This is a genomic window from Sinomonas sp. B1-1 (assembly GCF_050474465.1).
GTDB lineage: Bacteria > Actinomycetota > Actinomycetes > Actinomycetales > Micrococcaceae > Sinomonas > Sinomonas flava.
In genome coordinates this window covers 190,128-213,850 of the sequence record NZ_JBCHVF010000003.1, presented here as the reverse complement: position 1 = coordinate 213,850, position 23,723 = coordinate 190,128, and the positions used below count along the sequence as shown (strand labels likewise).

Genomic DNA, 23,723 nt, shown 5'->3' with positions numbered 1-23,723 from the left:
GTGTCCAGGCTCCTATCGCTTGTTCTTGCCAGTACGACGACGACGGACGATGAGCTTGTCGCTCGCCTTGTTCGGGCGGCGGGTGCGGCCCTCGGGCTTGCCGTTCGGGTTGACGGGGTGACGGCCACCGGAGGTCTTGCCCTCACCACCACCGTGCGGGTGGTCAACCGGGTTCATCGCGACACCACGGACGGTCGGGCGGACGCCCTTCCAGCGCATGCGGCCGGCCTTGCCCCAGTTGATGTTCGACTGCTCGGCGTTGCCGACCTCGCCGACGGTCGCGCGGCAGCGGACGTCGACGTTGCGGACCTCGCCCGACGGCAGGCGGAGCTGGGCGTACTTGCCCTCCTTCGCCACGAGCTGGATCGAGGCGCCGGCCGAGCGGGCCATCTTGGCGCCGCCGCCCGGGCGGAGCTCGACCGCGTGGATGACCGTACCGACCGGGATGTTGCGCAGCGGCAGGTTGTTGCCGGGCTTGATGTCGGCGTCCGGGCCGGACTCGACGATGTCGCCCTGGGAGAGCTTGTTCGGCGCGATGATGTAGCGCTTGGTGCCGTCCACGAAGTGCAGCAGCGCGATGCGCGCGGTGCGGTTCGGGTCGTACTCGATGTGCGCGACCTTGGCGTCGACGCCGTCCTTGTCGTGACGACGGAAGTCGATCAGACGGTACTGGCGCTTGTGCCCGCCACCCTTGTGGCGCGTGGTGATCTTGCCGGAGTTGTTGCGGCCGCCCTTCTTGGGGAGCGGACGAACCAGGGACTTCTCCGGCGTCGAGCGCGTGATTTCTGCGAAGTCGGCCACGCTCGAGCCGCGGCGGCCCGGGGTGGTCGGCTTGTAGTTACGGATTGCCATTTACCTGTTCCTCGTTAAAGTGGTCTCCGCTCAGGCGAGCGGACCGCCGAAGATATCGATCGTCGCGCCGTCCTTGAGGGACACGATGGCGCGCTTGGTGCTCTTGCGCTGGCCCCAGCCGAACTTGGTGCGCTTGCGCTTGCCAGCACGGTTGAGGGTGTTGATCGAGTCGACCTTGACCGAGAAGATCTTCTCGATCGCGAGCTTGATCTCGGTCTTGGATGAGCGCGGGTCCACCAGGAAGGTGTACTTGCCCTCGTCGATCAGGCCGTAGCTCTTCTCGGAGACGACCGGCGCGAGGATGACGTCGCGCGGGTCCTTGTAGGTGGCTGCGCTCACTTGGAGCCCTCCTCGTTCTGGGACTTCGATGCGACGAACGCGTCGAAAGCGGCCTTGGTGAAGACCACGTCGTCGGAGACGAGCACGTCGTACGTGTTGAGCTGGTCCGCGTACAGCGCGTGAACCTCGGTGAGGTTGCGCACCGAGAGGGCGCCGAGCTCGTCGTTGCGGTCGAGGACGACCAGCAGGTTCTTGCGCTCCGAGAGGGCGCGCAGGACGCCGAGGGCGGCCTTGGTGTTCGGCTTGTCACCGGAGACCAGGGACTCGACGACGTGGATCCGGCCGTTGCGGGCGCGGTCCGACAGGGCGCCACGGAGCGCGGCGGCCTTCATCTTCTTGGGGGTGCGCTGGCTGTAGTCGCGCGGCACGGGGCCGTGGACGACGCCGCCGCCGGTCATGTGCGGAGCGCGGACCGAACCCTGGCGGGCGCGGCCGGTGCCCTTCTGCTTGAACGGCTTGCGGCCGGCACCGGCCACCTCGCCGCGGTTCTTCACCTTGTGCGTGCCCTGGCGTGCAGCGGCCAGCTGGGCGACGACAACCTGGTGCAGCAGCGGGACGTTCGTCTGGACGTCGAAGATCTCGGCGGGGAGATCAACGTTGACAGTTGCGTTAGCCATGAGTTCAGGCTCCCTTCACGGCGGAGCGGACGAGGACGACCGAGCCGCGGGCACCGGGGAGGGCGCCCTTGATGAGGAGCAGCGAGTTCTCGGCATCCACGGCGTGGACGGTGAGGTTGAGCGTCGTGTGGCGCACGTGGCCCATGCGGCCGGCCATGCGGAGGCCCTTGAAGACGCGGCCCGGGGTGGCGCAGGCACCGATGGAACCGGGCTTGCGGTGGTTCTTGTGGGCACCGTGCGAGGCGCCCACGCCGGAGAAGCCGTGACGCTTCATGACACCGGCGAAGCCCTTGCCCTTGGTGGTGCCGACGATGTCGATCTTCTGGCCCGCCTCGAACTGCGCGACGGCGAGTTCCTGGCCGAGCTCGTAGGAGCCGGCGTCGGCGGTGCGGATCTCGACGAGGTGGCGGCGGGGGGTCACGCCGGCCTTCTCGAAGTGGCCGGTGAGCGGCTTGTTGACCTTGCGGGGGTCGATCTGGCCGTAGCCGATCTGGACGGCGGTGTAGCCGTCGGTCTCGGCGTTGCGCAGCTGGGTGACGACGTTGGAGTCGGCCTTAACGACAGTGACGGGGATGAGCTTGTTGTTCTCGTCCCAGACCTGGGTCATGCCGAGCTTCGTGCCCAGCAGGCCCTTCACAGTACGGGTTGCGGTCATAGTTCTCTCAGCACCTCCCTACTAGAGCTTGATTTCGATGTTGACGTCGGCCGGCAGGTCGAGACGCATGAGCGAGTCGACGGCCTTGGGCGTCGGGTCGATGATGTCGATCAGCCGCTTGTGCGTGCGCATCTCGAAGTGCTCGCGGCTGTCCTTGTACTTGTGCGGAGAACGGATGACGCAGTACACGTTCTTCTCCGTCGGGAGCGGGACGGGGCCCACCACCGTTGCGCCTGCGCGCGTGACCGTCTCAACGATCTTCCGAGCCGAAGTGTCGATGACCTCGTGGTCGTACGACTTCAGCCGGATGCGGATCTTCTGTCCCGCCATATCGCCTGACTCGCTTTCGTCTGTCTAGCACTGCACTTTTCTGTTGGCTGTGGCTGCCGAAGCATTCAAGGTCGAGACCACCACGGGCCGCACTGCCTGAATCCGGTCCCCCGGGTTCCTCAGACAGTCGACCTCTCCGACCCCCGCGGTCGGGCGTGTCGCACTGTGTGCGCACACGTACCCCTAGCCTCGTTCGCGAAGGTGGGTCATATTTGGGCCCCAGCCTGGCCCCCGCATCCGGCATTATCCGGATCGGGACACGAAGGAGCGCTTGAACAACTCATCTAGTCTGCCAGAGATCCGCCCAGCATGCCAATCGGCCGCGCGCGGCCTCTGTCCGGACGGGCCGCACGGGGCGGCCCGGGACCCGGAAACGCGATCTTGCTCTCACGGCACTCGCTGAGGATGATTGGTCCCATGCTCCCCGCGGACCAGTCGCCCACCCCGGAACGGGACCGCGACCCGACCGCGCCGGGGGCCTCCGCCGTCGAGGTCCTGGCCGCGAGGATCCCCGAGGACTTCACGCTCGGAGTGGCCACAGCCGCGTTCCAGATCGAGGGCGCCGTGGACGAGGACGGGCGCGGGCCCGCGGGCTGGGACGAGTTTACCGAACGCCCAGGGGCAATCTCGCACGGCGACGACGCCCGGCGCGCCTGCGACCACTACCACCGCGCCGGCGAGGACCTCGACCTCATCCGGGACCTGGGGGTGGACTCCTACCGCTTCTCCATCGCGTGGCCGCGCGTCCAGCCGGACGGCCGGGGCGCCTGGAACGAGAAGGGCTGGGCCTTCTACGACCGCCTGATCGACGCGATGCTCGCGCGCGGCATCTCCCCCATGGCCACCCTCTACCACTGGGACACCCCGCTCCCCCTCGAGCACGACGGCGGGTGGCTGAGCCGGGAGACCGCGCTGCGGTGCGGCGAGTTCGCGGCCGAAGCGGGGCGGCGCTTCGGCGACCGCGTCGACCGCTGGATCACCCTCAACGAGCCTGTCTCGGTGACGCTGAACGGCTACGCGGTGGGCATCCACGCCCCGGGCAAGCAGCTCCTCTTCGACTCGATGCCAGCCGTCCACCACCAGCTCCTCGCACACGGCCTGTCGGTGCAGGCGCTGCGCGCCTCGGGCGCCCAGGGCGCCATCGGCATCACGAACATGCATGCTCCCGTGCACCCTGCGGGCCGGAATCCCCTCGACTGGATCCACGCCCGCGTCGTCGACCTCATGGTCAACAGGCTCTACGCGGACCCCGTGCTGCTGGGCCGCTATCCCAAGCCGCCGCTCGTGGCGCGCAAGTTCTTCCACGCCCTCCGGGACCCCCGGCCCGAGGACCTGGCGACGATCCACCAGCCGCTCGACTTCTACGGCGTCAACTACTACTACCCGGCCCGCATCCGCTCGGGCCCGGGGCCGACCCCTGAGGGGGTCAAGCCCACGAAGGCGATGAAGAAGGTCCCGTTCCACCTCGCCGACTTCCCCGAGCACGCGAGCACCGGCTTCGGGTGGCCCATCTCCCCCAAGTACTGCGGCGTGGTGCTCGGAGAGCTCAAGCAGCGCTACGGGGACGCCCTGCCGCCCGTGTACATCACGGAGAGCGGCGCGAGCTTCCCCGAGCCGGCCCAGGCCGACGGCCTGCTGTACGACGACGAGCGGATCGACTACCTCGCCTCGCACTTGGGTGCCGCGCTCGACGCCGTGGCCCCCGGCGGTCCCGCCGACGGCGTAGACCTCAGGGGCTGGTACGTGTGGACGCTCATGGACAACTTCGAGTGGGCGGCCGGGTACAGCCAGCGGTTCGGCCTCGTGCACACCGACTTCGCCACGCTCGAGCGCACTCCCAAGGCCTCCTACTACTGGCTGCGGCGCCTGGCCCGGACCCGGACGGGCTCCCAGAGCGCCGCCTAGCCTCTCACTCCCCCGGGCGGGGAGCACGGGGCCTGCGGGCGAGCCACCAGATGGCCGCGCCGATGAGCGCGAGCCCCAGCACTCCCAGGAGCGCGTAGGCGTAGGAGCGCACGGCCCACAGGATGCAGGCCAGAACGCCGAGGGCGCCCCAGACCGCGAACGGCCGCTCGCCGAAGACCACGCCCAACCCCGTGAGCGCGGCGAACGCCACGAGCAGCCAGACCTGCTCCGCCGTGTCCCCGTACAGCGCGGTGCCGAGGCCCCAGAAGCTCAGCTGCGCCGCGGCAGCCCCGAGCCAGATCCGCGGTGCCATCGCCCGCGGCTCCTCGTCGCGCGACCGGGCGACATAGCGCAGGAGCGCCACACCCGCGGTGACGACGACGTACCACTGGCCGAGCCAGAAGGCGCGGGCGGCGCCACGGTCGACCAGCGCCTCCCTCCACTGTTCGAGCCAGACGGGGCTGTGCATGTCCGCGGAGAGGATCGCACGCTGCACCGCTGCCGTGGCGAGGACCGCGCCGAGCTCCACGGCGAGTCTGCGGTGCCCGGGTGCGAGCTCGGCCACAACCACCGCCACCAGGGCCGCAGCGAGGGCCGGGAGCACGATGCTGGCCGGCGCACTCCACGACGTCCCGCCCGCAACGCCGAGCGCTCCGACTGCTGCTGCCAGAATCGTCCAGCGGCGCAGCGGCTCGCCGAGGCGAGCGGACCGCGTCAGGCGGGCACCGGCGTCGCCCGCCCAGACACCGGCCCAACGGGCCGCGAGCCAGAGGCCGGCCGGCACCAGCGTCCCCACGAGCGCAACGAGCGGCTCATGCCAGGGCGCGGCGACGCCGTCGAACGCGCTGCGGGCGGTCCAACTGCCCGCCACGAGGGTCAGCAGGACACCGAGCGGGAAGCTGATGGCAGCCACGGCACGCACGCGCACCCAGACGTAGCTGACGGCCACGAGCACGGCCGCGCAGACGCCGTACGCGAGCCCGAGGAGCCAGTACTCGTGGAGCTCGGAACGCGGCACGTAGTCGCTCGCCACCGCGAGGGCCAGGACGGCGAACACGGCCGCGCCCGTCGTCCATGGCCGCGGCCAGCCCTCGGGCCCCGACTCGCCCCACCGGGCCATGCCGACGACATGGACCGCCGCGAGGGCAGATGCGATCAGGATGAGGCCCGCGGTGGTGACGAGCGGATCGGCGAGGGCCGTGCCCTCGGCGAAGGCCAGGAACGGGCTGGCCGCGACGAGCGCGAGCGCGGCCGCAACCACCCCTACCTGCGCTGCGCCACGGTGCGTGCGGGCCGTCGCCGCGGCGCTGAGCACCACCAGCAGCAGTTCGAGGAGCAGCACCCAGCGTCCGCCCTCGGGTTCACGCCAGTTCCCGGCCCCGTAGGCGAACGGCAGCGCCAGCTGCGCAGCGAGCCCCGACCAGTACGCCGCCCTCTGGAAGGGGAGGTCCGCGTGCCGCCCGAGCAGGGCCCGCAGCGCGTGCTGGGCCGTGAGCCCGAGTGCCAGGACGAGGTGCGTGATCGCGACCGAGGCGGCGGCGTCCCACGTGATCACGGCGGCGAGGACCAGCGGGAGCGCCCGCGCGGCGACGAGGTGCGCTCCCTTGAGGCGGAGGCCCGGGGCGAGCAGCACCATGAGGGCCGAGTAGACCGTGAACAGTCCGAGCAGGACTTCGATCAGCCGCAGGTCGCCGCGCGCGAGCAGCCAGGTCGCGACGAGGCCGACCGCCCCGAAGCCCGCCGCAGCCCTGCGGGCGTGCAGCATCAGACCGGCGGCCGCGGCGGCCACGCCGAGGGCGACGACGAACCCCGCCGTGAGCGGCGACGTCGCGCGACCGCCGGCGACGTCCGCCGCTCGGAGGACCACACCGGCGAAGAGGGCGACCGTCAGCGTGGTGGAGGAGTCCTGGAGGGCCCACTCGAACGATCCCCCGCGGGCGCGGCGCACGGCGTCGACCCCGAGCGGCACCGCCATCTGGAGCAGGGCCGCCGCGGCCACGATGTGCCACTCGGTCAGCGCCTCGCCGGCCACTGCCGGATGGACGCCGTCCGCGAGGAGGGCGTGGAAGGCCACCGTGACAGCGATGGTGCCGGCCGTCCGCGCGAGCCAGACGTACGGCCAGAGCCGGCCGGCGCGTGCCGTGCGCCAGGCGCAGGCCCCGAGCACGACGGCGAGCACCATGAGCACGACGGCGGCGCCCCACCACCGCTCCTGGACGAGGGCGGTCAGAGTGGTCGCCGTGAGCAGGAGCGGCGGTGCGAGTTCGCCGACGGTGATCGGTCCTGCCCAGACGGCCCGCCGGGCTGCGCCGGAGGGCGCGAGCACGAGCCCAGACGAGAGCCCCAGACCCGCTGCGCAGACCGCCGAGACCGCCAGCGAGTACCGCCAGCTCCCCGGGTCCCGCTCGGCGGCCGCGACGACCGCCAGTGCCGCGACCGCGACCACCCCGAGGACGGCGACGAGGCCTGGGCGCCAGCGGGCGGGCCGGTCGAGGAATCCGAGGATCGCGACGACGAGAAGCTCGGCCACGGCGGTCAGCACCACCGACAGCGCGACGGAGGCGACCCGGACCGCGGCGTCGCTCGCGGCGAGGGCAGCATCGACGAACGCCGCGACCGCGACGATCGAGACGAGCCCGGACGCCGTCAGGAAGTGCCCGCGCCTCCAGTAGCCCCCACGCCCGGCCGGACGGCCGGCGTCACGGACCACCGGGGCCGGCCAGGCCGCGCGGACCCCGAAGTACACGGCGTAGGCCGCGGCCGCGCCGGCGAACCACGTCTCCCCCACCTCGGACCCGATGATCCACACGCCGAGGAACGCGGCCACCGGCAGGAACTCGCTGCGCATCCCGTACCACGACGCGATCAGGACGGCCGTCGCGAGGACGCTTCCCACCTCGATCCGGCCGAGCGCCGCCGTTCCGGGCGCGGCTATCGCAGCCGGGACCGCCACGAGCATCACGAGGATCTGGAAGCCCGCCGCGACCGACTGCTCGGCCACGCCGAACCTGTGGACCCGGTCCGTGCCCTTGGCCGGCCCGAGCGCGGCGGCGAGCCGCCTGCCGAGCAGGCACACCGCCGCGGTCTCGGCGGCCAGCGCCATGATTCCTGCGGCAAGGGCTGCGTCAACGGCGCTCGGGTACCGCAGCACGCCCGTGTCGACGGCGTCGCCGACCGCTCCCACCGCCGCCACGAACCCCAGGGCCCGGGCGCCCCACCACGCCGCCCGACGCGTACGGACGCCGCCGGGCAGGAACGTCTCGACGCCGAGGTACACGGCCATGATCCCCACCAGCAGGGCGTACTGGCCCGGGGCCAGCCGCCCGGCGGACACGGTGGCTGCCACGAAGGTCGCCGGGACCACGAACGGATGGACGACGGCGATCGGCCGCAGCACGAGGGGCGGAACCCAGGCGGGGCGCGCCAGGGAGACGGCGCCGAAGAGCGCCGAGACCCCGAGGACGGCGCCGAGCGCCGACGCGAGCGGGCCGCCGAGGGCGGATGCTCCGGACCAGGCCCCGGAGATGAAGAAGGCCAGCGTGAGGAACACCAGGACGCGGCTCTCGATCCGCAGCGCGGCCAGGCCGTACGCCAGGATCCCGATGAGGCTCGTCACGGCCACGGTGGCCGCAGGGTCGTGAACCGCGAGGAGGTCGAAGGCCAGCCCCGTGACGGGCAGCAGCGCCAGGCCAGTGCCGGTGAGGGCAACGGCGGCGGGGCGGAGCCTCGCATAGCGGGCATGCACGACGAGGCCCGCGACGTAGAAGAGGGCCGTGATCACGGCGAGCCCGGTGAGCCTGGCGCCTTCGGACGTGGCGCTGTACAGGAACAGCGAGCCCGCGGCGACGATGAGGAGCGACGCCGCGTAGAGGGCGATGTTGGCGCTCTGGATCCCACGCCGCTCGCGGCGCCTCCGGTCTGCCTCGGCCTGGGCCGCCCGCTGCTCCGGGCTGGGCGGCACAGGGCCCTGCTGCGGTGAGCCCTGCGCCGGTGAGGCCAGAGTCTTGGGGGCCTGCACCGGCGGGGCGAGGACAGCCGCGGGATGGGGTGCGCGAGGTTCCCGCGGCCGGAGCGGCTCGTCGGCCGTGGCGGGGTGAGGACCTGCGGGCGCGGCCTGCCGGGCCGCGACGCCGTCCGACCACCCGGCCCGGTGCCCCTCGAGCCAGCCGGCGCGGTGGCCCTCGAGCCAGCCGGCACGGAAGCCCTCGTCATAGGCGTCGCGTGTCATCACGGCCCCTTCCAGTCAGCCCCCTGGTGCGGGTGGTCCTGACTGGATTCTAGGGAGGGCCCGGGCCTCCTCCGCAGAGGCTAAAGACACGGGAAGGACCCCGCCGCTGATGCAACGGGGTCCTTCTCGAATCAGGCCGTCAGGCCGTGCGGCCTTCGGACCAGCAGTACCTCTGAGGCGAGATGACTACTTGATGATCTTGGTGACGCGGCCCGAGCCAACGGTGCGGCCACCCTCGCGGATGGCGAAGCCGAGGCCCTCCTCCATGGCGATCGGCTGGATGAGCGCAACGGTCATCTCAGTGTTGTCGCCAGGCATGACCATCTCGGTGCCCTCGGGGAGGGTGATGACACCGGTGACGTCCGTGGTGCGGAAGTAGAACTGCGGACGGTAGTTCGAGTAGAACGGGTTGTGACGCCCACCCTCGTCCTTGGAGAGGATGTAGACGTTCGCCTCGAAGTCGGTGTGCGGGGTGATCGAACCCGGCTTGACGACAACCTGGCCACGCTCGACGTCCTCGCGCTTGATGCCGCGGAGCAGGAGGCCACAGTTCTCGCCGGCCCACGCCTCGTCGAGCTGCTTGTGGAACATCTCGATACCAGTGACCGTGGTCTTCTGGATCGGGCGGATGCCGACGATCTCGACCTCGGAGTTGAGGGCGAGGGTACCGCGCTCGGCGCGGCCCGTCACGACGGTGCCACGGCCGGTGATGGTGAAGACGTCCTCGATCGGCATGAGGAACGGCTTGTCGCGGTCACGGACCGGGTCCGGAACGTTCTCGTCGACGGCCTCCATGAGGTCCTCAACCGACTTGACCCACTTCGGGTCGCCCTCGAGAGCCTTGAGGCCCGAGACGCGGATGACCGGAGCGTTGTCGCCGTCGAAGCCCTGCGAGGAGAGGAGCTCGCGCACCTCCATCTCGACGAGGTCGAGGAGTTCCTCGTCCTCGACCATGTCAGCCTTGTTCAGCGCGACAAGGAGGTACGGAACGCCGACCTGGCGGGCGAGCAGGACGTGCTCGCGCGTCTGGGCCATCGGGCCATCGGTCGCGGCGACCACGAGGATCGCGCCGTCCATCTGAGCCGCGCCGGTGATCATGTTCTTGATGTAGTCGGCGTGACCCGGAGCATCGACGTGAGCGTAGTGGCGCTTCTCCGTCTGGTACTCGATGTGCGAGATGTTGATGGTGATGCCGCGCTGGCGCTCCTCCGGAGCCGAGTCGATCTGCGCGAAGTCGCGCTGCTCGTTCAGGTCCGGGTACTTGTCGGCAAGCACCTTCGAGATGGCGGCAGTCAGCGTCGTCTTACCGTGGTCAACGTGGCCGATGGTGCCGATGTTGACGTGCGGCTTGGTCCGCTCGAACTTTGCCTTCGCCACTTGTTCCTCCTAGAACTGATTCAGAAGACTTGCTTCCAGCCGCGTCTTTCGCAACTGAAACTCTCGCAAGTCTACTGTGGGCTGTGTTTCTTCGTGAAATCACGCGGAAGCAGGCCTTCCGCGCGGAGGGCGACCCGCCGCCGTCGTGCGTGCCGGTCCATGAGGACCGCACCCACGGCGGCAGGCGAGCCGCTGTCCAGAACTACTCGCCGCGCGACTTCTGGATGATCTCGTCGGCGACGGCCTTCGGGACCTCGGAGTAGCTGTCGAACTGCATGGAGTAGACAGCGCGGCCCTGGGTCTTCGAACGCAGATCGCCGATGTAGCCGAACATCTCGGAGAGCGGCACGAGGGCACGCACGACCTTGACGCCGACAGCGTCCTCCATGGCCTGGATCTGGCCACGGCGGGAGTTGAGGTCGCCGATCACGTCGCCCATGTACTCCTCCGGGGTGCGAACCTCGACGGCCATGAGCGGCTCGAGGAGCACAGGGTTGGCGCGGCGTGCGCCCTCCTTGAACACCTGCGAACCGGCGATCTTGAACGCCATCTCCGAGGAGTCGACGTCGTGGTAGGCGCCGTCGACGAGCGTCGCCTTGACGCCCACCATCGGGTAGCCCGCGAGGATGCCGAACTGCATGGCGTCCTGGATGCCGGCGTCCACGCTCGGGATGTACTCGCGCGGGACGCGGCCACCGGTGACGGCGTTCACGTACTCGTAGAACGTGCCCTCGGAGGTATCGAGCGGCTCGAAAGTGACCTGCACCTTCGCGAACTGGCCAGAACCGCCAGTCTGCTTCTTGTGCGTGTAGTCGACCTTCTCGACCTTCTTCTTGATCGTCTCGCGGTAGGCCACCTGCGGCTTGCCCACGTTGGCCTCGACCTTGAACTCGCGGCGCATGCGGTCCACGAGGATGTCGAGGTGGAGCTCGCCCATGCCGCCGATCTCGGTCTGGCCGGTCTCCTCGTTGAGGGAGACGGTGAACGTCGGGTCCTCAGCGGAGAGCTTCTGGATGGCGGTGGAGAGCTTCTCCTGGTCGCCCTTGGTCTTCGGCTCGATGGCGACGAAGATCACCGGCTCCGGGAAGGACATCGACTCGAGGACGATCGGGTTGTTGATGTCGCAGAGCGTGTCACCCGTGGTGGTGTCCTTGAGGCCGATCACCGCGTAGATGTGGCCCGCGTGGACCTCGTCGACCGGGTTCTCCTTGTTGGCGTGCATCTGGAAGAGCTTCCCGATGCGCTCCTTCTTGCCCTTCGTCGAGTTCAGGACCTGGATGCCCGAGGTCGCCTTGCCCGAGTAGACGCGGATGAAGTTGAGCTGGCCGAAGAACGGGTGCGCCGCGATCTTGAACGCGAGAGCCGAGAACGGCTCGTCCTCGCTCGGCTTGCGGGTGAGCTCGATCGACTCGTCCTTGGGGTCGTGGCCGATCATGGCCGGGACGTCCAGCGGGGACGGGAGGAAGTCGATGACCGCGTCGAGCATCGGCTGCACGCCGCGGTTCTTGAACGCGGAGCCACAGAAGACCGGGTAGATCTCCGAGTTGACCGTGAGCTTGCGGATACCCGCCTTGAGCTCGTCGATGGTCAGCTCTTCGCCCTCGAGGTACTTCTCCATGAGCTCCTCGGACGCCTCGGCGACGGCCTCGACGAGCTCGTGGCGGTACTGCTCGGCCTTCTCCTGGAGGTCAGCAGGGATCTCCTGCGTCTCGTAGGAGGCACCCATGGTCACGTCGCCCTTGGCGTCGCCAGGCCACACGAAGGCCTTCATGGTGAGCAGGTCGACGACGCCGACGAAGTCGCTCTCGGAGCCGATGGGCAGCTGCATGACGAGCGGCTTGGCGCCGAGGCGCTTCACGATGGTGTCGACCGTGAAGTAGAAGTCGGCGCCGAGCTTGTCCATCTTGTTGACGAAGCAGATGCGCGGGACGTTGTACTTGTCGGCCTGGCGCCACACCGTCTCGGACTGCGGCTCGACGCCTTCCTTGCCGTCGAAGACGGCGACGGCGCCGTCGAGCACGCGCAGGGAGCGCTCGACCTCGACCGTGAAGTCCACGTGGCCGGGGGTGTCGATGATGTTGATCTGGTTCTTGTTCCAGAAGCAGGTGACCGCGGCGGACGTGATGGTGATGCCGCGCTCCTTCTCCTGCTCCATCCAGTCGGTCGTCGAGGCGCCGTCGTGGGTCTCGCCGATCTTGTGGCTCACGCCCGTGTAGAAGAGGATGCGCTCGGTCGTGGTGGTCTTGCCGGCATCGATGTGCGCCATGATGCCGATATTGCGGACCTTGCTGAGGTCGGTAAGCACGTCGAGTGCCACGGTGTCTCCCTGTTTGTCCCTGATTGGCTGCACGTTCGCCGCCGGCTCACTGGGAGCCGGCGGCGAGCACTGGGTTTACCAGCGGTAGTGGGCGAAGGCCTTGTTCGACTCGGCCATCTTGTGAGTGTCCTCGCGGCGCTTCACCGCGGCACCGAGGCCGTTCGAAGCGTCGAGGATCTCGTTCTGGAGACGCTCGGTCATCGTCTTCTCGCGGCGGGCCTTGGAGTAGCCCACGAGCCAGCGGAGGGCAAGCGCCGTCGCGCGGCCCGGCTTGACCTCGACCGGAACCTGGTAGGTGGCGCCACCGACGCGGCGCGAGCGGACCTCGAGGGTCGGGCGGACGTTGTCCATGGCCTTCTTGAGCGCGGCGACGGGATCGGCGCCCGTCTTCTGGCGGGCACCCTCGAGGGCGCCGTAGACGATGCGCTCGGCCGTGGACTTCTTGCCGTCCACGAGGACCTTGTTGATGAGCTGCGTCACGAGCGGCGAACCGTAGACCGGGTCGACGACGAGAGGACGCTTGGGGGCAGGACCCTTGCGAGGCATTACTTCTTCTCCTTCTTGGCGCCGTAGCGGCTGCGGGCCTGCTGGCGGTTCTTGACACCCTGGGTGTCGAGGGCACCGCGGACGATCTTGTAGCGGACACCCGGAAGGTCCTTCACACGACCGCCACGGACGAGCACGATCGAGTGCTCCTGGAGGTTGTGGCCGACACCCGGGATGTAGGCCGTGACCTCGACGCCGCCGGTCAGGCGGACACGGGCGACCTTGCGGAGAGCAGAGTTCGGCTTCTTCGGGGTCGTCGTGTACACGCGGGTGCACACGCCGCGGCGCATCGGGTTGCCCTTGAGGGCAGGAGCCTTGGTCTTGGAGACCTTCGGCGTGCGGCCCTTGCGGACCAGCTGCTGAATAGTAGGCACTTTCGCTCCGTCTTCGTACTTGCGTACTTCGTTGAACTTCCGCCCACGCGATACCTGCAGTCGCAGGACCGGCGGACGCTGTCGGTTGCTTCGCACTCACTGCGGCAGCCGACCGTAGGCGTGCAAAAGTGTGGCATTCGTTGCGCACCAACCCCGCAACCCGGAAACAGGCCCCGTCGCTCTTCGGTTAACACCGGCTCTCGACGGCCTTCATCCACTGCCACACAGAAACAATCGAAGAAAGCCTATCACGGGCGGAGCCGAGGACGTTAAACGGCGGCCACGACGCCGCCGCCCGCCTCCGGCCGCCCGCCTCCCGCCGCCCGCCTCCCGCTTGCCCTCCCCGCCGCCGAAGTCACCCCCGGTGGGCGCGAAGTCACCCCCGGTGGGCGCGAAGTCACCCCCGGTGGGCGCGAAGTCACCCCCCGCGGAAAGCAGGAGGGGTGACCTCGGCGCCACACGGGGTGACCTCGGCGCCACACGGGGTGACCTCGGCGCCACACGGGGTGACCTCGGCGCCACACGGGGTGACCTCGGCGGAGGAGCTGGGACGGCAGCGGCCGGCACCCGCGGAGGGTACCGGCCGCCGTCGTGCGCTGGACGGGCGGCCTAGGGCCGCCCGTCCGGCAGGGGCTGGGAACTCAGCGGAAGTCTCCGCCGAGGTCGTAGTCGTCCAGCGGGATTGCGTGGAACTCCTGGACACCGTCGCCGTTCAGCGGGTCGTACGCGAAGTCGCTGAACGCGCTCGGACCGGTGAAGAGCGTCGCCTTGGCCTCCTCGGTCGGCTCGACATTGACCTCCGTGTAGCGCGGGAGGCCGGTGCCGGCCGGGATGAGCTTGCCGATGATGACGTTCTCCTTGAGGCCGAGCAGCGGGTCGCTCTTGCCCTCCATGGCGGCCTGCGTGAGCACACGCGTGGTCTCCTGGAACGACGCGGCGGACAGCCACGACTCGGTCGCGAGCGAGGCCTTCGTGATGCCCATGAGCTCGGGACGGCCGGAGGCCGGACGCTTGCCCTCGGACACGACGCGGCGGTTCTCGTCGCGGTAGCGACGGCCCTCCGCGAGCTCGCCCGGGAGCAGGTCCGTGTCGCCGGACTCGATGACCGTGACGCGCCGCAGCATCTGGCGGACGATGACCTCCACGTGCTTGTCGTGGATGCCGATGCCCTGGCTGCGGTACACGCCCTGGACCTCGTCGACGAGGAACTTCTGCGCCTCGCGCGGGCCCTGGATGCGCAGGACCTGCTTCGGGTCGACCGGCCCGTTGACGAGCTTCTGCCCGACCTCGACGCGGTCGCCGTCCTCGACCAGCAGGCGCGAGCGGCGGGAGACCGGGTAGGCGATCTCCTCGGTGCCGTCGTCCGGAGTGAGGACGAGACGCAGCTGCTTCTCGGTGTCCTCGATCGTGATGCGTCCGGCAGCCTCGGAGATCGGGGCCACACCCTTGGGGGTGCGGGCCTCGAAGAGCTCCTGGATACGGGGCAGACCCTGCGTGATGTCCTCGCCGCCCGACGCCGACACGGCGCCACCGGTGTGGAAGGTACGCATGGTCAGCTGCGTGCCGGGCTCACCGATCGACTGGGCGGCGATGATGCCGACCGCCTCGCCGATGTCCACGAGCTTGCCGGAGGCAAGCGAACGGCCGTAGCACTTAGCGCAGGTGCCGACGGCGGACTCGCAGGTGAGCACGGAACGCACCCGGATCGTGGTGATGCCAGCGTCCACGAGGCGGTTGATCAGCACGTCGCCGAGATCCGCACCGGCCTCCGCGAGGACGTTGCCCTCGGAGTCCGTGGCGTCGACGGCGAGCGTGCGCGTGTAGGCCGTGTTCTCGACGTTCTCGTCGCGGACGAGCTCGCCGTTGTGGTCCGGCACCGCGATCGTGACGTTCAGGCCGCGCTCGGTCCCGCAGTCCTCCTCGCGGACGATGACGTCCTGCGAGACGTCCACGAGACGACGGGTCAGGTAGCCCGAGTTGGCCGTACGGAGAGCCGTGTCGGCCAGACCCTTGCGGGCACCGTGCGTGGCGATGAAGTACTCGAGGACCGAGAGGCCCTCACGGTACGAGGACTTGATCGGGCGAGGGATGATCTCACCCTTCGGGTTCGCCACGAGGCCGCGGATACCGGCGATCTGACGGACCTGCATCCAGTTACCACGGGCACCCGAGGAGACCATGCGGTTGATGGTGTTCATCTTCGGCATGGAATCGCGCATGACGGAGGCGATCTCATTGGTGGCCTTGTCCCAGATCTCGATGAGCTCGGAGCGGCGCTCCTCGTCGTCGATGAGACCACGGTCGTACTGGCTCTGGATCTTCGCGGCGCGGTCCTCGTAGCCGGCCAGGATGGCCGGCTTGGCCTCCGGGACGGCGATGTCGGAGATCGCGACCGTGACGCCCGAACGCGTGGCCCAGTAGAAGCCGGCGTCCTTGAGGTTGTCCAGCGTCGCCGCCGTGACGACCTTCGGGTAGCGCTCCGCGAGGTCGTTGACGATCCGGGACAGCTGGCCCTTGTCGGCCACGGACTCGACCCACGGGTAGTCCGCGGGCAGCGTCTCGTTGAAGACCACCTGGCCGAGCGAGGTCTCGATGAGCGCGGGCTCGCCCGGCTCCCAGCCCTCGGGCGCAGGACGGTCCTTCGACGGCACGAAGCCCTCGAGGCGGATCTTCACCTGTGCGTTCAGGTGCAGCTCGCGCGCATCGTGCGCCATGATCGCCTCGGCCACAGAGGAGAACACGCGGCCCTCGCCGGCGGCACCCTCACGCTTGGTGGTGAGGTGGTACAGGCCGATGATCATGTCCTGCGACGGCAGGGTGACCGGGCGGCCGTCCGACGGCTTGAGGATGTTGTTCGAGGAGAGCATCAGGATGCGCGCCTCGGCCTGGGCCTCCGGGCTCAGGGGCAGGTGCACAGCCATCTGGTCGCCGTCGAAGTCCGCGTTGAACGCCGCGCAGACGAGCGGGTGCAGCTGGATGGCCTTGCCCTCCACGAGCTGCGGCTCGAAGGCCTGGATGCCGAGGCGGTGCAGGGTAGGTGCGCGGTTGAGCAGCACCGGGTGCTCGGTGATGATCTCCTCAAGCACGTCCCACACCTGCGGGCGGTAGCGCTCCACCATCCGCTTGGCGCTCTTGATGTTCTGCGCGTGGTTGAGGTCCACGAGCCGCTTCATGACGAACGGCTTGAACAGCTCGAGCGCCATCTGCTTCGGCAGGCCGCACTGGTGCAGCTTGAGCTGCGGGCCGACGACGATGACCGAACGGCCCGAGTAGTCGACGCGCTTGCCGAGCAGGTTCTGGCGGAACCGGCCCTGCTTGCCCTTGAGCATGTCCGAGAGCGACTTCAGCGGGCGGTTGCCCGGGCCCGTGACGGGGCGGCCGCGGCGGCCGTTGTCGAACAGCGAGTCCACAGCCTCCTGGAGCATGCGCTTCTCGTTGTTGACGATGATCTCCGGCGCGCCGAGGTCAAGCAGACGCTTGAGGCGGTTGTTGCGGTTGATCACGCGGCGGTACAGGTCGTTCAGGTCGGAGGTCGCGAAGCGGCCACCGTCCAGCTGGACCATCGGGCGCAGCTCCGGCGGGATGACCGGGACGGCGTCGAGGACCATGCCCTGCGGCTTGTTGTCCGTGGTGAGGAACGCGTTGACCACCTTGAGGCGCTTGAGCGCGCGGGTCTTGCGCTGGCCCTTGCCGTTCTGGATGATGTCGCGGAGCGTCTCCGCCTCGCCCTCCAGATCGAAGGTCTCGAGGCGCCTCTGGATCGCCTCTGCGCCCATGGAGCCCTCGAAGTACATGCCGTACTTGTCGCGGAGCTCGCGGTAGAGCGCCTCGTCGCCCTCGAGGTCGGCGACCTTGAGGTTCTTGAAGCGGTCCCAGACGGCCTCCATGCGCTCGATGTCGGCATCCGCGCGCTTGCGGATGGTCGCCATCGTCTTGTCGGCGAGGTCGCGGGCCTTCTTCTTGTCCGCGGCCTTCGCGCCCTCGCCCTCGAGCCGGGCAAGCTCCTCCTCGAGGTCACGGGCGACGGCGGCGATGTCGGAGTCGCGGGTGTCCACGAGGCGCTTGCGCTCGAGGTCGTGCTCGGCCTGGAGGTTGGGCAGCTGCTCGTGGCGGCGCTCCTCGTCGACCTTGGTGATCATATAGGCCGCGAAGTAGATGACCTTCTCGAGGTCCTTCGGAGCCAGGTCGAGGAGGTAGCCCAGGCGCGACGGGACGCCCTTGAAGTACCAGATGTGCGTCACGGGCGCGGCGAGCTCGATGTGGCCCATGCGCTCGCGGCGGACCTTGGCACGGGTCACCTCGACGCCGCAGCGCTCGCAGATGATGCCCTTGAAGCGCACGCGCTTGTACTTGCCGCAGTAGCACTCCCAGTCACGGGACGGGCCGAAGATCTTCTCGCAGAAGAGGCCGTCCTTCTCGGGCTTGAGCGTGCGGTAGTTGATGGTTTCCGGCTTCTTGACCTCGCCGTGCGACCAGTTGCGGATGTCTTCCGCGGTCGCGAGGCCGATCTGCATGAGGCCGAAGGAGGATTCGCTGGACAATGTGGTCCCTTATCTCTCGTGTCTCTAAGTCGTTCGTCTGCCGGTGCGGAAGGGGGTCAGACCTCTTCGACGGAGCTGGGCTCGTCGCGGGAGAGGTCGATGCCGAGCTCTTCCGCGGCAGTGAAGACTGCATCGTCCGCGTCGCGCATCTCGATCGTCTGGCCGTCGGCGGAGAGGACCTCCACGTTCAGGCACAGCGACTGCATTTCCTTGATGAGGACCTTGAAGGACTCGGGCACGCCCGGCTCGGGGATGTTCTCGCCCTTGACGATCGCCTCGTAGACCTTCACGCGGCCGTGGATGTCGTCCGACTTGATCGTCAGGAGCTCCTGGAGGGTGTACGCGGCACCGTAGGCCTCGAGGGCCCACACCTCCATCTCACCGAAGCGCTGGCCGCCGAACTGCGCCTTACCACCGAGCGGCTGCTGGGTGATCATCGAGTACGGGCCAGTGGAGCGGGCGTGGATCTTGTCGTCCACGAGGTGGTGGAGCTTCAGGATGTACATGTAGCCCACGGAGATCGGGTCCGGGAACGGCTCGCCGGAGCGGCCGTCGAACAGCTGGGCCTTGCCCGAGGAGTCGATGAGCCGGTCGCCGTCGCGCGTGACGTTCGTCGAGTCGAGCAGACCGGAGATCTCCTCCTCGCGGGCGCCGTCGAACACCGGCGTGGCGAGGGTCTGGTTGGGACCGACCTCGCGCGGCATGTTCGGCAGGTTCTTCATCCACTCCGGATCGCCCTCGACCTTCCAGCCGGTCTTGGCGATCCAGCCGAGGTGGAGCTCGAGGACCTGGCCGACGTTCATTCGGCCGGGGACACCGAGCGGGTTGAGGACGACGTCGACCGGGGTCCCGTCGGGCAGGAACGGCATGTCCTCCACCGGCAGGATCTTGGAGATGACGCCCTTGTTGCCGTGGCGGCCGGCGAGCTTGTCGCCGTCGGTGATCTTGCGCTTGGCGGCAACATAGACGCGCACGAGCTGGTTGACGCCCGGGGGCAGCTCGTCGTCGTTGTCGCGGTCGAACACGCGCACGCCGATGACCGTGCCGGACTCGCCGTGGGGAACCTTGAGGGACGTGTCGCGGACCTCGCGGGACTTCTCGCCGAAGATCGCGCGCAGGAGGCGCTCCTCCGGGGTCAGCTCGGTCTCGCCCTTCGGGGTGACCTTGCCGACGAGGATGTCGCCCGCCTCGACCTCGGCACCGATATGGATGATGCCGCGCTCGTCGAGCTGGGAGAGCACCTCCTCCGAGACGTTCGGGATGTCACGGGTGATCTCCTCGGCGCCCAGCTTCGTGTCGCGGGCGTCGATCTCGTGCTCCTCGATGTGGATCGAGGACAGGACGTCCTCGGCCACGAGGCGCTGGGAGAGGATGATCGCGTCCTCGAAGTTGTGGCCCTCCCACGACATGAACGCCACGAGGAGGTTCTTGCCGAGCGCGAGCTCGCCCTGGTCCGTCGCCGGGCCGTCGGCGATGATGCCGCCGACCTCGAGGCGGTCGCCCTCGTTCACGAGCACGCGGTGGTTGTAGCAGTTGCCCTGGTTCGAGCGGGCGAACTTGCCGATCCGGTAGTTCGTCTCGGTGCCGTCGTCGTTGAGCACGACGACGAGGTCCGCCGAGACCTCGGTGACGACGCCCGCCTTCTTGGCCACCACGACGTCGCCCGCGTCCACGGCGGCCGAGCGCTCCATGCCGGTGCCGACGACCGGCGCCTCGGAGCGGACGAGCGGCACGGCCTGGCGCTGCATGTTCGCGCCCATGAGGGCTCGGTTGGCGTCGTCGTGCTCGAGGAACGGGATGAGGGCGGTCGCGACCGACACCATCTGGCGCGGGGAGACGTCCATGTACTCGACCTCGTCGGCCGGGACGAGCGTGGGCTCGCCGCCGCCGCCGCGCTGGCGGACGAGGACCATCTCCTCAGCGAAGGAGCCGTCCTCGTTCAGCGGCGAGTTCGCCTGGGCGATCTGGACCTCGGCCTCGTCGTCCGCGGTGAGGTAGTCGACCTGGTCGGACACGACGCCGTTGGACACCTTGCGGTACGGCGTCTCGATGAAGCCGAACGGGTTGATGCGGCCGTAGGAGGCGAGCGAGCCGATGAGGCCGATGTTCGGGCCTTCAGGGGTCTCGATCGGGCACATGCGGCCGTAGTGCGATGGGTGGACGTCACGGACCTCCATGCCCGCGCGGTCGCGGGACAGGCCGCCGGGGCCGAGCGCGGAGAGGCGGCGCTTGTGCGTCAGGCCCGAGAGCGGATTGTTCTGGTCCATGAACTGCGACAGCTGGGAGGTTCCGAAGAACTCCTTGATCGCGGCCACGACGGGACGGATGTTGATGAGGGTCTGCGGCGTGATCGCCTCGACGTCCTGCGTCGTCATGCGCTCGCGCACCACGCGCTCCATGCGGGACAGGCCCGTGCGGACCTGGTTCTCGATGAGCTCGCCGACGGCGCGGATGCGGCGGTTGCCGAAGTGGTCGATGTCGTCGACCTCGACGCGGACGTCGATCTCCTCGCCGTCGCGCGTGCCCTTGATCGACTTCTCGCCGGCGTGGAGCGCGACGAGGAACTTGATCATGGCGACGATGTCCTCGATGTGGAGGATGGACGCCGTCGGGTCCGAGAGCGGGCGGTCGATGCCCAGTTTGCGGTTGATCTTGTAGCGGCCGACCTTGGCGAGGTCGTAGCGCTTGACGTTGAAGTAGAGGTTGTCCAGGAGGGACTGGGCGGCCTCGACCGTGGGCGGCTCGCCCGGACGGAGCTTGCGGTAGATGTCGAGGAGCGCGTCCTCGCGGGTCTCCGTGGTGTCCTTCTCGAGCGTGGCGCGCATCGAGTCGTACTCGCCGAACTCCTCGAGGATCTGGCCCTCGGTCCAGCCGAGCGCCTTGAGGAGCACGGTGACGGACTGCTTGCGCTTGCGGTCGAGGCGGACGCCGACCTGGTCGCGCTTGTCGATCTCGAGCTCGAACCATGCACCGCGCGACGGGATGATCTTCGCGGTGTAGATGTCCTTGTCGCTCGTCTTGTCCGCGGTGCGCTCGAAGTAGGCGCCCGGCGAGCGGACCAGCTGGGAGACGACGACGCGCTCGGTGCCGTTGACGACGAACGTGCCCTTGTCCGTCATGAGCGGGAAGTCGCCCATGAACACGGTCTGCTGCTTGATCTCGCCCGTGTTGTTGTTCATGAACTCGGCCTTGACGTACAGCGGGGCCGAGTAGGTGGCGTCGCGGTCCTTGCACTCCGCCATCGTGTACTTCGGGTCGGCGAACTCCGGATCCGAGAAGCTCAGGGACATGGTTCCCTGGAAGTCCTCGATCGGGGAGATCTCCTCGAAGATGTCCGCGAGGCCGGACGTCGTCGCGACGCTGTCATCGCCCTCGGCCTGCGCCTTCGCGACGCGGGCCTGCCAGCGCTCGTTGCCGACGAGCCAGTCGAAGCTCTCGGTCTGGAGGGCCAGCAGATTCGGAACATCCAACGGTTCGTGAATCTTCGCGAAAGAGAGCCGGCGGTTTGCACCGTCGGTGGTAGCGGTTTGGGTTTCAGAGGTGCTCGAGGCGACCAAGAGGGATCCTTCCACAGACCTTCAGGATTGTCCGCACCCTCCCCAGACGAGGCATGACCCACCCAACCTGTTCAGTTGAACGTGATGCCGTCCCGAGAGCCCACCGCTATATGAAGGCAACGGTTTAAAGGGAGAACGCAAAGAATCACCATACCGCAGAAAGGCACACGTGTCTAGCGCACGCAGCGGCCAAGGTCAAGTGCACCGTTCGGTGCCCGCCGGCCGCGCGGTTCGCTCCGTCGCACGCAGACCACTGTACACCCGCAGCTGCGCGAGTTTCAGGCTGTCCTGGCTGTGCGGTGGCGGCTCCCCCGGCTGTAGCCTTTCTCACAGAGAGCAAAGGAGAGAACCATGAGCGAAGGCACCAACGACGTTGTCATCCTGTCGGCCGTCCGCACGCCCCAGGGTCGCCTCAACGGGCAGCTCGTCTCGTTCACCGCGGTCGACCTCGGCACCCATGCCATCCACGCCGCGGTCGAGGCCAGCGGGGTCGGGGCCTCGGCGGTCGACGCCGTCATCATGGGCCAGGTCCTCCAGGCGGGGGCCGGCCAGAATCCGGCCCGGCAGAGCGCCATTGGAGCCGGGATCGGCTGGAACGTCCCCTGCGTCACGATCAACAAGGTCTGCCTCTCCGGCCTCACCGCGGTGATCGACGCCGCCCGGATGATCCGCGCCGGGGACGCGACCGTCGTCGTCGCCGGCGGCCAGGAGTCGATGTCCCGCGCCCCGCATCTGCTGCCCGGCTCGCGCCAGGGCTGGACGTACGGGACGGTCGCGGCACTCGACGTCGCCGCGCACGACGGCCTCACCGACGCCTTCGACGGCGAGTCCATGGGGCTCTCCACCGAGACCCGGAACCTGACGCTGGGGATCGACCGGAAGTCCCAGGACGAGGTCGCCGCGGCGTCCCATGTCCGCGCCGCGATCGCCCAGAAGGAGGGGGTCTTCGAGAAGGAGATCGCTCCCATCGAGGTCAAGCAGCGCAGGGGCGATCCCATCGTGATCGCCGAGGACGAGGGCGTGCGGCCCAACACATCCCTCGAGACCCTCGCGCCGCTGCGCCCCGCCTTCGCGACCGACGGCACCATCACGGCAGGCAACTCCTCGCCGCTCTCCGACGGCGCCGCGGCCCTCGTGCTGACGAGCCGCGCGTACGCCGAGGAGCACGGGCTCGAGTGGCTCGCCGTCGTGGGCAGGCCGGGGCAGGTGGCCGGACCGGACAACTCGCTGCACTCCCAGCCTTCGCACGCGATCCAGAACGCGCTCTCCCGTGCGGGCTGGACGACCGCGGACCTGGACTTCATCGAGATCAACGAGGCCTTTGGGTCGGTCGCAGTGCAGTCGCTCAAGGATCTGGACTACCCGCTCGAGAAGTGCAACCTCCACGGCGGGGCGATCGCCCTCGGCCACCCGATCGGCGCCTCCGGAGCGCGCCTTGCCGGGCACGCCGCGCACGAGCTCGCCCGCCGCGGCTCGGGCCGCGCCGCCGTGTCGCTGTGCGGCGGCGGAGGGCAGGGCGAAGCGCTCCTGCTCTACCGGGACTGAGCGGCGGCGGTGACGCACGACGGCGCCGCTCCCCCGGGCGCGGACGGCCACGCCCGCTTCCTGGCGGCAGCGCGGCAGCACGGGCTCGACGTGGAGGTGGCCGACCGCGGCCGCGCCCGCAGCCTCGAGGAGGCCGCGGCGAATCTGGGGATCTCGCCGCGGGAGGTCGTGAAGTCCCTCGTGGTGAAGCGGCCGGACGGGACGTTCCTGTTCGCCCTCATCCCGGGCGACCGGCAGATTTCCTGGCCCAAGCTGCGCGCGCTCCTGGGGGTGAACCGGCTCTCGATGCCCCCGGCCGACGTCGCGCTCGAGGCCACGGGGTACGAGCGCGGGACGATCACTCCCCTGGGGTCCACCACAGCCTGGCCGGTCGTCGCCGACGCGGCAATCAGCGGCAGGGTCTCGATGGGCGCGGGGGCGCACGGGCGCAGCGCGTTCGTGGATGCCGACCAGCTCGTGCGCGCCTTGGATGCGACGGTCGCGGACATCAGCGACCCCCTCTGACGCAACGGGGTGACCTCGCGCGCAGACGGGGTGACC

15 protein-coding genes are annotated in these 23,723 nt (G+C 69.1%); 3 read left to right on the top strand and 12 right to left on the bottom strand.

Annotated features, from left to right (window positions below; all coding sequences use genetic code 11):
- Positions 1–12 precede the first annotated feature (12 nt).
- From rplB to rpsJ, 5 genes are read right to left on the bottom strand one after another with little or no spacing between them, the layout of a single operon-like run.
- Entirely contained in the window at positions 13–852 is an 840-nt protein-coding gene (rplB, locus tag ACQ5BE_RS07925) for a 50S ribosomal protein L2 (RefSeq protein ID WP_208709953.1), read from the bottom strand.
- 30 nt (positions 853–882) lie between these two features.
- The gene (gene rplW / locus ACQ5BE_RS07920) at positions 883–1,191 is read right to left on the bottom strand and encodes a 50S ribosomal protein L23 (protein ID WP_208709955.1); all 309 of its coding nucleotides are present in this window, start codon (positions 1,189–1,191) and stop codon (positions 883–885) included.
- Complete coding sequence (gene rplD / locus ACQ5BE_RS07915) at positions 1,188–1,808, bottom strand: 50S ribosomal protein L4 (RefSeq protein ID WP_430296469.1); 621 nt, start codon at positions 1,806–1,808, stop codon at positions 1,188–1,190. Before rplD ends, rplW begins: the two co-directional genes overlap by 4 nt.
- Positions 1,809–1,812: 4 nt before the next feature.
- On the bottom strand, positions 1,813–2,463 hold the full coding sequence (gene rplC / locus ACQ5BE_RS07910; protein WP_413248389.1) for a 50S ribosomal protein L3: 651 nt from the start codon (positions 2,461–2,463) through the stop codon (positions 1,813–1,815).
- 21 nt (positions 2,464–2,484) lie between these two features.
- The gene (gene rpsJ / locus ACQ5BE_RS07905) at positions 2,485–2,793 is read right to left on the bottom strand and encodes a 30S ribosomal protein S10 (protein ID WP_043119398.1); all 309 of its coding nucleotides are present in this window, start codon (positions 2,791–2,793) and stop codon (positions 2,485–2,487) included.
- A gap of 417 nt (positions 2,794–3,210) precedes the next feature.
- On the opposite strand from rpsJ, the gene ACQ5BE_RS07900 reads away from it, so the two are divergent.
- Positions 3,211–4,698: a GH1 family beta-glucosidase gene (locus tag ACQ5BE_RS07900; RefSeq protein ID WP_430296467.1), complete on the top strand. Its 1,488-nt coding sequence runs from the start codon at positions 3,211–3,213 to the stop codon at positions 4,696–4,698.
- A gap of 4 nt (positions 4,699–4,702) precedes the next feature.
- On the opposite strand, the gene ACQ5BE_RS07895 is transcribed toward ACQ5BE_RS07900, so the two are convergent.
- From ACQ5BE_RS07895 to rpoB, 7 genes are all read right to left on the bottom strand, one after another.
- Entirely contained in the window at positions 4,703–8,926 is a 4,224-nt protein-coding gene (locus ACQ5BE_RS07895) for a hypothetical protein (RefSeq protein ID WP_430296465.1), read from the bottom strand.
- A 186-nt stretch (positions 8,927–9,112) separates the two neighbouring features.
- Positions 9,113–10,303 carry an elongation factor Tu gene (gene tuf, locus ACQ5BE_RS07890; RefSeq protein ID WP_208709963.1) on the bottom strand — a complete coding sequence of 397 codons (1,191 nt, stop codon included), beginning with the start codon at positions 10,301–10,303 and terminating at the stop codon, positions 9,113–9,115.
- A 202-nt stretch (positions 10,304–10,505) separates the two neighbouring features.
- The gene (gene fusA, locus ACQ5BE_RS07885; protein ID WP_208709965.1) at positions 10,506–12,620 is read right to left on the bottom strand and encodes an elongation factor G; all 2,115 of its coding nucleotides are present in this window, start codon (positions 12,618–12,620) and stop codon (positions 10,506–10,508) included.
- Positions 12,621–12,695: 75 nt separating this feature from the next.
- Positions 12,696–13,166, bottom strand: a complete 471-nt coding sequence (gene rpsG / locus ACQ5BE_RS07880) for a 30S ribosomal protein S7 (RefSeq protein ID WP_430296464.1) — start codon at positions 13,164–13,166, stop codon at positions 12,696–12,698.
- Positions 13,166–13,540, bottom strand: a complete 375-nt coding sequence (gene rpsL, locus ACQ5BE_RS07875) for a 30S ribosomal protein S12 (RefSeq protein WP_077490633.1) — start codon at positions 13,538–13,540, stop codon at positions 13,166–13,168. The genes rpsG and rpsL overlap by 1 nt, the downstream gene beginning before the upstream one ends.
- 641 nt (positions 13,541–14,181) lie before the next feature.
- The gene (locus ACQ5BE_RS07870; RefSeq protein ID WP_430296463.1) at positions 14,182–18,081 is read right to left on the bottom strand and encodes a DNA-directed RNA polymerase subunit beta'; all 3,900 of its coding nucleotides are present in this window, start codon (positions 18,079–18,081) and stop codon (positions 14,182–14,184) included.
- 56 nt (positions 18,082–18,137) lie between these two features.
- Entirely contained in the window at positions 18,138–21,638 is a 3,501-nt protein-coding gene (rpoB, locus tag ACQ5BE_RS07865) for a DNA-directed RNA polymerase subunit beta (protein ID WP_344298852.1), read from the bottom strand.
- 351 nt (positions 21,639–21,989) lie between these two features.
- Here rpoB and ACQ5BE_RS07860 point away from each other — a divergent pair, with 351 nt between their 5' ends.
- Positions 21,990–23,183 carry an acetyl-CoA C-acetyltransferase gene (locus ACQ5BE_RS07860; RefSeq protein ID WP_430296462.1) on the top strand — a complete coding sequence of 398 codons (1,194 nt, stop codon included), beginning with the start codon at positions 21,990–21,992 and terminating at the stop codon, positions 23,181–23,183.
- Between the two features lie 9 nt (positions 23,184–23,192).
- Positions 23,193–23,687 carry an aminoacyl-tRNA deacylase gene (locus ACQ5BE_RS07855; protein WP_430296460.1) on the top strand — a complete coding sequence of 165 codons (495 nt, stop codon included), beginning with the start codon at positions 23,193–23,195 and terminating at the stop codon, positions 23,685–23,687.
- Positions 23,688–23,723: the final 36 nt, after the last annotated feature.

Bases quoted from the DNA above. Each gene is read 5' to 3' on its own strand.
- rplB (WP_208709953.1), bottom strand. From the start codon at position 852: ATGGCAATCCGTAACTACAAGCCGACCACCCCGGGCCGCCGCGGCTCG.
- rplD (WP_430296469.1), bottom strand. From the start codon at position 1,808: ATGGCTAACGCAACTGTCAACGTTGATCTCCCCGCCGAGATCTTCGAC.
- rplC (WP_413248389.1), bottom strand. From the start codon at position 2,463: ATGACCGCAACCCGTACTGTGAAGGGCCTGCTGGGCACGAAGCTCGGC.
- rpsJ (WP_043119398.1), bottom strand. From the start codon at position 2,793: ATGGCGGGACAGAAGATCCGCATCCGGCTGAAGTCGTACGACCACGAG.
- ACQ5BE_RS07900 (WP_430296467.1), top strand. From the start codon at position 3,211: ATGCTCCCCGCGGACCAGTCGCCCACCCCGGAACGGGACCGCGACCCG.
- ACQ5BE_RS07895 (WP_430296465.1), bottom strand. From the start codon at position 8,926: ATGACACGCGACGCCTATGACGAGGGCTTCCGTGCCGGCTGGCTCGAG.
- rpsG (WP_430296464.1), bottom strand. From the start codon at position 13,166: ATGCCTCGCAAGGGTCCTGCCCCCAAGCGTCCTCTCGTCGTCGACCCG.
- ACQ5BE_RS07860 (WP_430296462.1), top strand. From the start codon at position 21,990: ATGAGCGAAGGCACCAACGACGTTGTCATCCTGTCGGCCGTCCGCACG.